This window comes from Shewanella sp. 10N.286.52.E4 (genome assembly GCF_041468785.1).
GTDB classification, from domain to species: Bacteria; Pseudomonadota; Gammaproteobacteria; order Enterobacterales; family Shewanellaceae; genus Shewanella; species Shewanella electrodiphila.
In genome coordinates, this window is the sequence record NZ_JBFRJJ010000028.1 from 157765 (window position 1) to 172210 (window position 14446).

The 14446-nt window shown below is 41.0% G+C and carries 13 protein-coding genes; 7 read left to right on the forward strand and 6 right to left on the reverse strand.

From position 1 onward, the window contains the following. Window positions 1-94: 94 nt before the first annotated feature. Together AB4153_RS16835 and AB4153_RS16840 are read right to left on the reverse strand one after the other, a co-directional pair. On the reverse strand, window positions 95-439 hold the full coding sequence (locus tag AB4153_RS16835) for a winged helix-turn-helix transcriptional regulator (protein WP_371998181.1): 345 nt from the start codon (window positions 437-439) through the stop codon (window positions 95-97). 11 nt (window positions 440-450) lie between these two features. Then, on the reverse strand, window positions 451-1113 hold the full coding sequence (locus tag AB4153_RS16840; RefSeq protein WP_371998182.1) for a glutathione S-transferase: 663 nt from the start codon (window positions 1111-1113) through the stop codon (window positions 451-453). A 126-nt stretch (window positions 1114-1239) separates the two neighbouring features. On the opposite strand from AB4153_RS16840, the gene AB4153_RS16845 reads away from it, so the two are divergent. From AB4153_RS16845 to AB4153_RS16865, 5 genes are all read left to right on the forward strand, one after another. Beyond that, window positions 1240-3531, forward strand: a complete 2292-nt coding sequence (locus AB4153_RS16845) for a peptidase U32 family protein (protein WP_371998183.1) — start codon at window positions 1240-1242, stop codon at window positions 3529-3531. A gap of 340 nt (window positions 3532-3871) precedes the next feature. Continuing rightward, a complete protein-coding gene (locus tag AB4153_RS16850; protein ID WP_371998184.1) occupies window positions 3872-4165 on the forward strand; it encodes a PAS domain-containing protein in 294 nt (97 codons plus the stop codon). A gap of 26 nt (window positions 4166-4191) precedes the next feature. After that, entirely contained in the window at window positions 4192-5433 is a 1242-nt protein-coding gene (locus AB4153_RS16855) for a methyl-accepting chemotaxis protein (protein WP_371998185.1), read from the forward strand. 152 nt (window positions 5434-5585) lie between these two features. Then, on the forward strand, window positions 5586-6065 hold the full coding sequence (locus AB4153_RS16860) for a DUF2947 domain-containing protein (RefSeq protein WP_229369320.1): 480 nt from the start codon (window positions 5586-5588) through the stop codon (window positions 6063-6065). A gap of 105 nt (window positions 6066-6170) precedes the next feature. After that, window positions 6171-6731 (forward strand): chalcone isomerase family protein, encoded by a 561-nt coding sequence (locus tag AB4153_RS16865; protein ID WP_371998186.1) that lies wholly within the window; start codon window positions 6171-6173, stop codon window positions 6729-6731. A 79-nt stretch (window positions 6732-6810) separates the two neighbouring features. Here AB4153_RS16865 and AB4153_RS16870 read toward each other — a convergent pair whose 3' ends face one another. From AB4153_RS16870 to AB4153_RS16885, 4 genes are all read right to left on the reverse strand, one after another. After that, complete coding sequence (locus AB4153_RS16870; protein ID WP_371998187.1) at window positions 6811-7635, reverse strand: hypothetical protein; 825 nt, start codon at window positions 7633-7635, stop codon at window positions 6811-6813. 184 nt (window positions 7636-7819) lie between these two features. Then, on the reverse strand, window positions 7820-8752 hold the full coding sequence (locus tag AB4153_RS16875) for a DUF6268 family outer membrane beta-barrel protein (protein WP_303516945.1): 933 nt from the start codon (window positions 8750-8752) through the stop codon (window positions 7820-7822). A 192-nt stretch (window positions 8753-8944) separates the two neighbouring features. After that, window positions 8945-9586, reverse strand: coding sequence for a TetR/AcrR family transcriptional regulator (locus AB4153_RS16880; RefSeq protein WP_303516944.1), 642 nt, complete (start codon window positions 9584-9586; stop codon window positions 8945-8947). Window positions 9587-9813: 227 nt separating this feature from the next. Then, entirely contained in the window at window positions 9814-10041 is a 228-nt protein-coding gene (locus AB4153_RS16885; RefSeq protein ID WP_303516943.1) for a hypothetical protein, read from the reverse strand. Here AB4153_RS16885 and AB4153_RS16890 point away from each other — a divergent pair. Further along, entirely contained in the window at window positions 10019-11098 is a 1080-nt protein-coding gene (locus AB4153_RS16890) for an efflux RND transporter periplasmic adaptor subunit (protein WP_371998188.1), read from the forward strand. The genes AB4153_RS16885 and AB4153_RS16890 overlap by 23 nt on opposite strands. Beyond that, complete coding sequence (locus AB4153_RS16895) at window positions 11095-14169, forward strand: efflux RND transporter permease subunit (protein ID WP_371998189.1); 3075 nt, start codon at window positions 11095-11097, stop codon at window positions 14167-14169. Before AB4153_RS16890 ends, AB4153_RS16895 begins: the two co-directional genes overlap by 4 nt. Window positions 14170-14446: the final 277 nt, after the last annotated feature.

Below are 14446 nucleotides of genomic sequence, written 5' to 3' on the forward strand. Positions count from 1 at the left end.
TGATTAATCTTGCACCATTTTAAGATAACTAAGCCCGCTTTTTAGCGGGCTTTTATATGTCTTTCATTATTTAATCGCGCATGCTTGATTGGTGCTAGCTATCATTAGCGTCCAATTCCTGCTGTAGCTTCTCTAACTCATCTAAAATCCGCAAAAACTTTTGTCCAAAAATTGTCACTTGATATTCAACTCTTGGCGGAATTTCACTAAAAGTCACCCTATCTAAAATACCAAATTCAACGTTACGCTTTAAACATTGGTTCAACACTTTAGTGGTTAACCCTTCAACATGGTTCACCATCGCTCCAGGTCGATTAATACCGTTAGCCAGTAATTGATAGACCGTCAGTGACCACTTACACCCGTATATAGTTTCAACCATACGAGCGGAGCGCTCTGGTGCTGACTTTTTTGAAAATAAAGCGTCGTGTTTTTGCATATTTATCTACCTTAACCACCAAACATCACATCTTGCTTGCCATCTAACCAAAGTGGGTATTTCGTCATCACCTTACTGAACATCTTGCTTTGTAAGTAACGATTTAACCATGCTCTGACATTGGGATAGGGTGACTGTAAATACCATTGACGTTCAACACGGGCAAACTGACGGATAAAGGGTAACAGTGCTATATCGGCTAAACTATCTCGATCTGCCATTAAATAATCTTGCCCATCTAACAATTGCTCTAGCTGATGGATATATTTTTCACACGCTTGACGACATTCATCGATATTTGACTCGCTATAACGCTTGGCACATTTGTAGTTCTCTAAGCAGCGTTTAAACTCACTATCAAATTGATAAATTAATATCAGCATTTTATCCAGTAACTCAGGAGTATCTGTAAACAACAAATCATCAGGGTCACCCTGAGTTAATGCCCATAGCATCACTTCAAAGCTTTCTTCAATCACAATGCCCTTTTCAGTCACAATCACTGGCACAGTTCCTTTAGGTGAGGCCACTAACATTTCTGTAGGTTTATCACTCAAAACCAGGTCTCGCAGCAAAACAGGCTGCTGCGACTTATAAATGGCAATTCTCGCCCGCATTGCAAAGGGGCAGTTTCTTAACGAGTAGAGTACGGGTAAATCCATGATTTTATTCATTCTTGTGTTGTTTTCCCTACAACTTATATACGGGCTTACTAATTAATAATGTACTTTAACGATATTCATTAGCAAAATATACGGGTAACATCCCCCCATTAAAATTAACTGAGAACCTTTTAGATCATGAAACCGAAGATTGAATTATTAGCCCCAGGTGGTGATGTCGATGCGATTAAAGCGGCCATTATTGCGGGTGCAGATGCTGTTTATTGCGGCTTAGATACTTTTAACGCCCGTAATCGCGCTGCTAATATTTCCTTCGATCAATTGGTCGGGATCATAAGACTTGCCCATCAATACGACTGTCGTATTTTCTTAACCCTAAATATCGTTATTTTAGAACAAGAATTTAAGACCCTATTGAAGCTGCTCAACAGATTGGTTAACACCACTTTAGATGGTGTAATTGTGCAAGATATGGGGCTGCTTTATGTATTGCGTAAGCATTTCCCAACCTTAGATATTCATGCATCAACCCAGTTGACCACCCACAATGCCGGACAAATTCCATTTTTAAGAAAACTAGGCGCAACCCGAGTCAATTTATCTCGTGAGCTCAACTTACGAGAAATTACCTCCCTTGCGCAAGTCAGTAAAGAACACGACACCTTATTAGAAGTGTTTGTGCATGGTTCGTTATGTGTCGCTTTCTCTGGTTTATGTTATTCAACCTCTGCCAGTGCTGGTAATTCTGGTAACCGTGGCCGTTGTAGCCAAGCATGCCGTGAAGAATACGAAACCACAGAGTCGGGAAATAACTTTCCACTTAACATTAAAGATAACTCGGCCTTTTTTGACCTACCTGCATTAATCGACGCTGGGGTTTATTCATTTAAAGTTGAAGGCCGCATTAAAGGCGCAAGTTACGTTCACACTGTGATTGATAGTTTCCGTAAACAAATTGATGGTTATGTTGAAACAGGCGAACTCACCCAAGACGGCGAGCGTTTATACAAAGTCTTTAACCGTGACTTCACTAATGCCTTCTTACGTGGTGACTTAAATCAGTCAATGTTTATTGATAACCCACGTGACAATTCCAAAAATCACTTAGTTGATCAACTCAAAGCTGACAAAGGCGAGTCAATTTCAGTGGTGCAAATCCATGATGCTCAGCAACAATTACAATTCGACAAGCAACAAATTAATGCTTCAGTTGACGATAAAATTGCACATCTAAGTATTGAGAAATTAAAGCTCAACTTAAGCTTTGCAAGCGAGCCAAATAAGCCGTTAACCCTAACGGTAACCACTGAACATAACAGCAGTGATTTAGCCGATGCTGAAACTAAAACAGTGGTGTTTAGCTCGAGTAGCTTAATGATGCCAAGTGAGAAGCTCAGTGTTGATAAAGAAGCCATTGAAAAACGCTTTAAAAATATCAACAATGCCAACTATGAATTAGTCCAACTGCAAACTGACAAGCTTACCGATGGATTAAGTATTCCATACCGTGAAATCACCACCTTAAAAAATGAATTGTTAGCTTACTTGAATGATGGCATTGCAGTTATTGCTGAAGTTGAACTACCTAAACTTGCACGTCATCCAAAAGATGCAGAGCAAAAGCCCGCACTTTCAATGCTAATTTGTGATGAGGAAGATGCCAAACTTGCTGAAGTGACCGATGGGGACATCTACTTTAAATTACCTGATGCGTACAAGCGTGGCTGTACAAAGTATGTTGACTTTTTACAACAAAACCCAAGATTGATCCCTTGGTTCCCACCAGTGCTGATTGGTAAGGATTATGACGTAGCATTAAATATTTTACAGCAAGTTAAGCCAGAGTTAATTGTCACCAATAACACAGGTATTGCTTATCACGCGCAGCAACTTGGGATTAAGTGGATTGCAGGTCCGTTTTTAAATACCACTAACTCTTATGCTTTACTGGCTATGCAAGAAGGCTTTGATTGTACAGGTGCGTTTATTTCTAATGAAATTAACAAACAGCAAATCAAGCAAATTGCCCGACCTAACAACTTTAAAATGCTCTACAGTATTTATCATCCCATTCTATTGATGGCGAGCCGTCAGTGCTTTTTCCAGCAAAGTGTTGGCTGTGAAAAACCCCGTATTGATAATGGCTGTATGTTGTCTTGTGATAAATCCACCAGCATTAAAAACCTCAAGGGTGACTCGTTCGCTATTGATAAGCAAAAAGCCGGATACCCAAGTATTTATAACCAAGACCAATTCTTAAATACCGAGATCATTGATGATCTTAGCCATATGTTCGACGGCTTTATGATTGATTTAACTAACATAGGTGCAGGTGACAAAGAGTCGCCAGATAAGGTTGAGCTAATTAAACAGTTTGAGGCTTTGCTTGATGGCCAAAATGAGGTCAGCACGACTCTTGCGACCATGGTGCCAGAATCAACCCACTTACAATATAAAAACGGTTTATAAGCTAAACTCATTATCACTTTAAGACGCCCTAGCTAACATCATTTAGCTAGGGCTTTTTGATATATGAAATCATCTATATTAAAAATAAAGTTGATTTTCATCACCTTAGATAAAAGGTGTTTCAATCTGTATCCAAGCTAGGTATCACAAAATAAATTAAACACCTGTTTAAATTAAGGTTTTTACCCCTTGCAGTATCTTCATCTATTTTTTCTATTTAAACAGTTGTTTTCACTACTTTTAATAACATCTCTTTTAGTTTACATTTGGCCAATATTTTGAGATTAGCATCACAATTTTAATAATAATTAGATCTCTGCAGTCAAATATAAGAAGCATTATGACCCAATATACGGCCAGCAATAAAGAGTACTTTTTCTCTCCCGACACCCCTCTCGTTTCCAGCACCGATCCCAAAGGCAACATCACCCACTGTAATCAAGCTTTCATTGAAACCAGTGGTTATAGCCGAGAAGAGTTACTGGGAAAACCACACAATATTGTTCGCCACCCCGATATGCCCTCCGCGGTTTTTACCACAATGTGGAAAACCCTAAAGGCAGGTAATGTGTGGATGGGCTTAGTTAAAACCGCCGTAAGAACGGTGACTTCTATTGGGTCAGTGCTTTCGTAACGCCAGTATATGATGGTAAAAAGCTAGTGGGATATGAATCCGTTAGAGTATGCGCTGAGCCTGCAGAAAAGCAGCGAGCCAATACAGCCTACCAACGTATCAAAGCGGGTAAGTCTGCCAATACACTGTTAACCAGTGCTCGTTTAAATTTCAATAAGCTATTACCTACCCTTTTGCCTAGCACATTACTCATTTTGTTTTTCAGTTGGCAAAGCAACACCACTGCAGTGATTGCAACCCTAATTGCCGCAAGTATCAGTAGCTTTTGGAGTCTGCAGCAACAAGCATCACATTGGCGGTCATTACTCGCTATTAGCCCCAAGTCATTCGCAGATAAAACCGTCGCGCAAACCTACTTTGATGATGCTGGTGTAAGCGCACAAGCAAAGCTTGCTTTTATCAGTGAAATAGCGAGGTGTCGTACAGCACTCACCCGAATTAATGAGTCGGTATCAGGTCTTGATGATATCTCTTCAACCAGTAAAGCACAGGTCAAAGTCACCCAAACCTCTGTTGAACAGCAGGGCTTAGCCACTCAACAAATTGCGTCAGCCATCACTGAAATGTCTCAGGCAATACAAGAAGTCGCTCAAAAGATTGAGGAGAACTCACATAGCGCTGAAAACGTGATGCAGTTTGTCGATACTGGCACCCACTTAGCTGATGAATCACTTAACTCAATTCATCAATTAAGCCACACAGTTGACAGTATTGCTGTGACAGTTAAAGAGCTGGCAGATTCTACTCAGCAAATAGGCCAAGCAGCTAATCTGATTTCATCTATTGCAGACCAAACGAACCTGCTGGCTCTTAACGCAGCCATAGAAGCGGCACGTGCAGGCGAGCAAGGTCGAGGTTTTAGTGTTGTAGCAGATGAAGTACGTGCCCTCGCCCTTAAAACCCGTGAATCAACAGATCAGATTCATGCTGTGATTAAGCAATTATCTGCTCGTACAAGCAGTGCCGTAGATATGTCGGCTCAAGGTGAACTTGCAGCGAAACAAGGGGTAGAAATTGTTGAAAACACCCGAAATGCCCTTGGTGAGATTAAAGATGCTGTAGGTAATATTACTGATATGACCTTTCAAATGTCATCAGCCGTTGAAGAACAAAGTGCAGTCGCTGAACATATTAATCAGCAAATCATCGACATTGCAGATGGCGCTTCTGATACTGCAGATGCCGCTAAAGAATCTCTACGAGCCAGTGAGTCACTAGAAAGCACCATCAGTACCTTCCATTCGTTAATTAGACGCTTTCGCCTGTAATCTCAGTTGTTACTCACCCCATGAACGGCATGTTAACCTTCAACATGCCGTTCATATCAATCTCTCCTCGTACATTGCTAGCACTATCAATGGTGAAAAGTTATAATCCTTCGCTTACATCGAAGACCCTTTCTTAAACCTAGGAGCTATTTTTGGCACACACTTACATTCCATTAGATGCATACAAACGCAAGTGGATCTTTAACCATAAAGATTTACCCGTGTTAGATACAGATAAAGCATTAATCAAACCGCTCACTGAAAAAAGTGCTATGACGGTTTGGAATCAATGGATCAGTAATAAATGTAATCGTGCTGAATTGTTTTCTAAAGGAGATTGGGCTGCAAAGCAAGATGCTTGGAAACAAACTGAACATTGGCAGTCGGCATGGGATTCTGACGATAATACATTGCCAGAGCCTATCGCTGAGTTCATTGATTGGGACGACGACACTCAAGTGTTTTTCTGCTACGAAAAATACCAAATAATCGAAACCACTTGGGTTGTATTTGCCCGTAATTGGAAAGCATTTTTGTTTTTTGATGACGGTCCTATCTTGATTGCTCCCAAGAAAAAACAAGCAATCATGTTTGAACAAAATGGACAATATAAGCTAGGGATGCGCAGCTAAAAAACCAATAAGCCAGGTTTACTCAATGATCTCGACAGAGCATTTTAAATGTTCGTCGAGTTCAACATCGACCTGACTGATACGAAAATAATAAATGAGTACCCTATGAAAGCACTTTCAACCATCGCACTTACCGCAGCTTTACTGACCCCAATGCTTGCTGAAGCTAAAACCGTTTCTGGTGTTGAGTTAGCAGATAACCTAACCATTGCCGAGCAATCACTAGCGTTAAATGGCGCAGGCGTTCGCAGTAAATTCTTTATGGATTTATATGTTGGTAGCCTCTACATTGCCACGCCAGCCAATGATTTGACCGCAGTATTAGATCAATCAACTGCTGTTATTCGCCTTAACATTACCTCGGGTATGATCACCTCAGACAAAATGACCGATGCAATTGAAGAAGGCTTTGACGGCGCAACCAATGGCAACACCGCTTCAATAGACAAAGACATAGCCCAATTTATGGGTCTGTTTACTGAAGAAGTCAGTAAAGGCGATCAATTTACCTTTGTCACCCATAAAGGCGCTGGCGTCACCAGTTTTAAAAATGGTGTCGAACAAGCCACAATCGCAGGTGAAGCATTCAGACAAGCACTGCTAAAAATTTGGTTAGGCGACGAACCTGCGCAAAAAAGCTTACGTAAAAACATGTTGGCCCAATAACCTTGGCAGCAAAAAGCTTATAGCAATAAAAAAGCGACCTGATGGTCGCTTTTTTTGGTCTGTCGTTAGCAATGAGCTTTTAATCAATGGTAAACAAGCGCGGTATTTCTTTTCCAAAATATTCCCAATCGACCAAATTAAACCTGTTATGTTTAATGGCATTCATGAAATTAAAAAAGAACTGTTTTAAGAGAACCTCATCTTCAGTAAATACCGTAATTTTAATACTGTACCCACCAACAATCATAATAATTGAAAATGATTCTTCGCCAAGTACACCGTAATCAATTCCATTAATATCGTAAACAAAATAGCTATCTCGCACTCGAATAGCCTTTTTGAGGATCAATGTCTGCATGTTTTCTATCCAATTAATATCAACGATACGCTTAAAGCTCTCCTCATCCACAATTTTGTCGCATTGAAGGATTGATTGGGTTAATTCATAACCTTTACGAATAACGTCATGAACAGTATTTTGATAGAAAGCCTCCAGTTGTTTAAATTCTTCCTCAGTTAAGTAATGAGTAAGTGTTGGATCAACTGGGGTGACGTTAAGCGCATTAAGTGTTTTCAATCCAGACTGATTTAAACTGATCATAAACACTATAGATTTTTCTTCAGAGCCGAAAGATACATCCTCACCAAAACCTTCTAATTCAGAAAATGATGTTAAATCGACTATGGGAACTATCGCGTTATTAAATTTAACCCCGAATGGCAAAGCCCCTCCAGTTTGCTCCCATTGATTTTTTGACCAAATTAATTCAGCCTGCTTAGACGATATGAAATTAATGATGGGTTCACAAAAATTTGAAAATGACAGTTCTTTCGAAAAAGTTAACTCCTTAGAAAAGGTGTTAAACGAAGTTGCCAAGATTAAAAAACAAATCCATTTGAACATTGAAATTCCTATAAATAACAATTGATAATGCTTTACACAGGGGTCAAAAATAAATATCAAAAAGCGACCTGATGGTCGCTTTTTTTTGGTTTGTAGTTAACAATGAGACTATAAAAAACTCAATCCGCTATGTGCTATATGCTCAGCCCCTAAACAATGAAATTTATCGACTAAAACTTGTAGATTAAAACTTAATATCGAAAGCTAAGCCTATCGCAGACTGATTTTCTATTTCGTCAGTCACATTAGGCTCACTGAGCTCCATTTCACTGTTAAAGAAGTAACCGCCATAAGCATTAATGGTCGCTTTTTTACTGATGTTCCAACCCGCCCGGACAAAGCCTACCCACTCTTCCATCTCAATGGTTTGTTCTTGATCTGTAATCAAAAAGCGCTCTGAACGACGTGAACTACCAACACCGAAGTTCCACTTGTCATTCATTTCATAGGAAAGCTCTAAACCTGCAGGACCACTAAAGCCGGCTTGAAATGGGTTACCCAAGGTAAGTTTGTCGGTAATTTTCCAGCGAATAGCTAAGTAAGGAACAGTCTTAACTTCAGAAATATCGTTAAGGTAAGCCACGCCGAATCCAAGCATATTACCTGATTCAAAACGGTACATAGCCGAGCCCACCACACCATAACTTTGTGCATCAGACGATGACGCAGTATTGGCATAAGCATATTGCAGTTTTGGCGCTAACAAAAACATCCAGTTTGTGTCAGTTGGTCGATAAGTTAATGACAAACCTGCACTGTATTTATTAATTGAACTCCAAGGGGCAACCCGACCATTTAGTAGGTCACTATCAATATTCTTAAAGCCGTAATCTAAATTGTCATAACCAATATTAGCGCCGAGCATCCACTCTTTGCTCAGTGGCATAGCGCCTGAAAGTTTTAATCGCCAAACATCACGTTGTAATTCAGTATTAGTGTCACCCACTTGAGCTGCATCTGTAGAAGTGCGCGATACATGAAACTTAAAAGGTGAGTAATCATATGCAGCAGCATAAGGAGTGAGAAACAGTCCCGCAATCACACTCAATTGCGCCACTTTTTTTAATCGACCAGCATTAAGCTGATTAGCTTGGAACAAGCTTGGGGTAACGTTCATTAACTGCTTCCTTTCTCATTATTATTATGATCAAAATATTGAATGCCAAATCTACACGTCAATACTCTGACCTATTCAATTTGGATCACAAATTCAATGTATTATGAGATATTACACAGTTTTAGGTTATCACAACAGTAGCAAGTGAATACACGCTGCTATATTAATATTTGATGATATAACATGGCTGGTTTATTTTCGGTGGGCATTTAAAAATAAGCTCACAGTATCCTCAATATAGCTCTGCCTATTTTGTAAAAGATCGCTCACATCCAGCCCAAGCTCTAAGCGCATTTTGAGTTCACCAAACAGCATCAAACACAGTCGCACTGCACTATCGTGTGGCTTGGCAAAATAAAGCTCGTCATGTTTGTTCACTCGGCTAAAGTAATCACTTAATAACCCTAATACATGCTTTGGCCCTGCATCAAAATACAATTTAGATAAATCAGGGTGAGTATCAGCATGAGCTAAACAGGTTTTAAATACCGCCAAAACTTCTTCACTGACAATCAACTCGCCAAATTGGGTAGCAAACGTTCTTATGGTTTGCTCAGCATTCGTTGAGTCTTCAAGTAAGTCACCGGTTAATTGGTGCACGACACATTTAGACTCAATCGCAGCAATAAATAACTCATCTTTAGAGCCAAAATGGGAATAGACGGTTTGCTTTGATACCCCGGCTTTTTTCGCCACTAAATCCATGCTGGTATTAGGAAACCCTTGCACACAAAACAGCTCGATCGCCGCTTGAAGTATTTGGGCACATTTCTGCTCACTACGCGTTTTCGGCGCATTATGCTGGCAAAGTGTAGAGTGTTTCGCAGTTATCATTATAAATTCATCTTTTATTTTTTTGGGGCTTCGCTTATTGATTTAAAGCCTTTTTTACATTTTCTTGCAGCAAACTTGTTACAAGAGATAACATTTAATCACAAATTAGACTGGACAGTCTAGTTTTATGGAAATACACTTACATCAAAATGGACTAGACAGTCTAGTTCTGAAATTTAGAATCGCACGATGTTAAGTGCAGGTCAATATGAGCCATATTGAATTGCCTATAAAGTAGTATTAGCAATAGGAATGCTCCCCATGAAAACAGTGTCTCGGTCTTTTTCTGCAGGTTCTTTGTCTGTACGCTCTTTGTTTACAGGAACATTTTTTTCAAGACCATTATTTTTACGATCACTATTATCAAGATCGCTATTATCAAGCTCAAAGTCGACACGAGCAGTCTCTTTACTGAGTATGACTTTTTCGATAATGCTACTCAGCGCCTGCAACAACGATGAAGCAAGTACAACAACCGTTATTGCAGTACCCAAAGTCATAACCCAACCACTCAACTTTAGCTCAAGTTACCAACATCAGCAGCGCTATACTGGCAGCGTTCGCTCAACAGATACTACAGGGGTCGGTTTTGAGCTGGCTGGTAAGCTAAGTGATATTATTGTCGACAGTGGCGACGCTGTGGTTAAAGGGCAAAAACTGGCTTCACTGAACACCCAATTACTCGAGGCTGAATATCAACAGTTAAGTGCCTCATTGCAACAGACCCAAGCCGATTTAGACTTAGCCCAAAGTAACTTCGAACGTTCAGTAGAGCTTAAAAAGAAGCAATATGTCTCAGAGCAACAATTTGACGAAACCCAGCAACAGGTTTCCGGCCTGTTAGCCAACCAAAAACGTCTACAAGCCTCTTTATATGCAACAGAACTTAAACTTGAAAAGTCCACATTAGTCGCGCCCTTTAATGGCACTATCAGCAAACGCCATCACAACTTGGGCGAAGTAATCGCTCTAGGTAGCCCTGTTTTTACCTTAATTGGCACCAGTCAACAGCAGGCCTATATCGGTGTACCTATTGCTGTCGCGCAGACTTTAACAACTAACCAAATGGTGAACATACTCATTGGCAGTAAAAGCTATAAAGGCCGTGTTGCCGGTATCAGCGCTGAAATTGATAGCGTGACCCGCACGGTGCAATTACGCATAGATTTACCTAGTAATGATTTATCCAAAAGTAACCAGCCAATCATTAACGGTGAGATAGCCTATTTAGCGTACCAACAGCAAATTGAAGATGCTGGCTATTGGGTGCCTATTGCATCACTCACTGACGGTGTAAGAGGTTTATGGAATGTGTTTGTAGTGACCAAAAATGAGAAAGGTATCTCAAAAATTGAGCGTCGTGATGTTGATATTATCTATACCACCGAGCAACAAGCTTACATCAATGGTGCATTAAACAAACACGATGTCATCGTGACTAAAGGGCTACACAAGCTTGTGGTAGGCCAACATGTTAACCCGACGTCTGAGACTGTGGCGAGGTCACTATGATTAAGGCATTTGTTGAAAATGGCAGACTAGCCAGTTTGATGATTGCACTGCTGTTAGTCGCGGGTTTAGGCGCGATAAATAGCTTGCCACGCACAGAAGATCCAACAATTACCAACCGATTTGCCTCGGTTGTCACTCAATACCCTGGTGCTTCGGCTGAGCGTGTTGAAGCTTTAGTCACTGAAGTCTTAGAAAATGAACTACGCCGATTAGAAGAGTTAAAGCTGGTTCAATCAACCTCTCGACCTGGTATTTCCGTTATCCAGCTTGAGTTGAAAGACAACGTCATCGATACAGCCCCAGTGTGGTCTAGGGCCAGAGATCTGATTGCAGACAGCAAATACCAACTACCGACTACCGCACAAAATGGCATCCTTGACGATCAGACAGGCTATGCCAATACCGCCATTCTAGGGCTGGTGTGGAGCAGTGATACACCTATTCGTACCGATATACTTAATCGATATGCAAAAGAGTTACAAAGCAAGCTTCGAGTTTTAAATGGCACTGATTTTGTAAAGCTATCTGGCACACCAGATGAAGAAATTTTAGTTGAACTCGATGGCAATAAAATTAGCCAACTTAAATTAACTCCAGCTAGCATCGCTTCTATCCTTTCCAATGCAGACAGTAAAATCTCAGCGGGTGAAATCAATAACGCCACATTTAAAGCGTTAATTGAAGTCTCTGGTGAACTCGACTCAATTACCCGCGTCAGTGAAGTGCCACTCAAAATTGACACTAATGGGCAGATTATTCGCCTCGCTGATGTGGCAAACATCAGTCGTCAACCTAAAACACCTGCAACAACCATCGCGTTAATTAATGGCCAACCTGGTGTGCTAGTTTCTGCGCGTATGATTGATAACAACCGTGTTGATAAATGGCAAGCTCAAGTCAGTCGGGTTGTTGAGAGTTACAAAGCTAATTTACCAGCCAATATTGAAGTTCAATGGTTATTTGACCAACAAGGTTACACTAGCGTTCGTTTAGGCGATTTAATGATAAACCTTATCCAAGGTTTCTTTATTATCTTGTTTGTTTTAATGCTCACCTTGGGCTTAAGAAACGCGCTTATCGTGGCATTATCATTACCATTAACCGCGCTGTTTACCTTAGCATGCATGAAATATACTGGTTTACCCATTCACCAAATGTCAGTGACAGGTTTAGTCGTGGCACTTGGGATCATGGTTGATAACGCCATTGTCATCGTCGATGCCATTGCCCAGCGTCGTAAACAAGGGTTAAGCAAACTCGAAGCTGTCAGCAAAACACTGCACCACTTATGGTTGCCGTTAGCGGGATCAACCATAACGACTATGCTTGCCTTCGCCCCGATTGTGTTAATGCCTGGCGCTGCAGGTGAGTTTGTTGGCGGCATTGCGATTTCAGTGATGTTTGCCCTATTAGGCTCATACCTTATTTCACATACTATTATCGCAGGTCTCGCTGGTCGCTTTAGTCAAGACAGTGAATCGATGGCTTGGTATCAAAAAGGCATGGCTTTTCCTCGTTTAGGTCATGCTTTTAAAACCAGTTTAGCCTTTGCGCTAAAACGCCCATTATTCAGCGCATTATTAATTGGTATACTGCCGCTTGTGGGCTTTTTTGCCTCAACTAAGATGACTGAGCAATTCTTTCCACCATCTGACAGAGACATGTTTCAAATTGAAGTGTATTTAGCGCCTCATGTGAGCTTAGATAACACCTTAAAACAAGTTAAATCCATTGATGCACGTCTTGAGTCTATTGACGATGTAGAGATGATTACTTGGGTTGTTGGCGGCAATACACCATCATTTTATTACAACCTTACCCAACGTCAGCAAGGTGCGACAAACTATGCACAAGCCATGGTTAAGGTCACTGATTTTGACGCTGCAAACCGACTGATTTTATCCTTACAAAAAGAGTTTGATACTGACTTCCCGCAAGCGCAAATCCTAGTCAGAAAACTAGAACAAGGCCCGCCATTTAATGCGCCAGTAGAGTTACGTATATACGGTCCATCATTAGACACATTAAACCAACTTGGTGAACAAGCTCGCGGTCTATTAATGCAAACCGAAGATGTTATTCATACTCGAGCGACGTTAAGTGCAGGCTCTCCGAAAGTCTGGTTACAAGTCAATGAAGACGCTAGCTTAATGAGTGGTTTAAGCCTTACCGATATCGCTAAACAAGTCGAGATGGCGACGACAGGGATCATAGGCGGCAGTATTTTAGAGCAAACTGAATCCTTGCCAGTGAGAGTCAGGTTAGCAGATCAATCTCGTGAGCAAGCAACTCGCTTATCTGAGATCAATATCGTATCAGCCAATGGCGATAGCATACCGCTCTCTGCTATTGCTAATAACCAAATCAATGTTAGTCGCGGCGGTATACCGCGCCGAAATGGCGAACGAGTCAATACCATCGAAGCTTATATCGTTAGCGGAGTATTGCCGGGTAAAGTACTCGGTGACGTCAAAGCTAAACTCGAGCAAATCGAGCTTCCTTCAGGTTATCACTTAGAAATAGGCGGTGAGAGTGCTAAGCGAGATGAAGCAGTTGGCAACTTACTGTCTAACATTGTCGTGGTCGTCACCTTATTACTGGCAACGGTTGTATTGTCGTTTAACTCATTTAGGTTAACCGCCATTATCTTACTCAGTGCGTTTCAATCTGCGGGTCTTGGCTTATTAGCCGTTTACCTGTTTGGCTACCCGTTTGGTTTTACCGTTATCATAGGTCTACTGGGGCTCATGGGCTTAGCCATTAACGCCGCTATCGTAATATTGGCTGAGTTAGAAGATGTGCCCGAAGCAAGGCTTGGTAATAAAGAGACCATTATCGAACTGGTCAGCAGTTGCGGTAGGCATATCGGCTCGACCACCATTACCACCATCGGCGGCTTTTTACCTTTGATTATTGCAGGCGGCGGTTTCTGGCCTCCATTTGCAATTGCCATTGCTGGCGGAACCTTGTTAACGACTATGTTATCGCTGATTTGGGTACCGACAATGTATCTTATTTTAATGAAGAAAAAATCACAGAAATCTGAAATATTGACACCCGTACAAGTGTAATATTTTCAAATAGGGCGTGCTGTTCTTTGCTGATTGATTTTTGTTCGAGATAAAAACGGATTAAGCGCGGCGAGTGAATTGCCGCCTAGTAATCTAAGCAAAATTCGCTCAACAATGCAGAATCCGTTTTTAGCCGAACCCTAAGGGCAACGTTTGTTGTTCATTTTTACTTCGTTATCGGCTTTTTATGTAGAATAACTACACTACAAAGTCTCTGCCTTGTCTAAATGAACAACAACTCGCTGCAAAAACAACCCTAAAAGATCAACACGCCCTA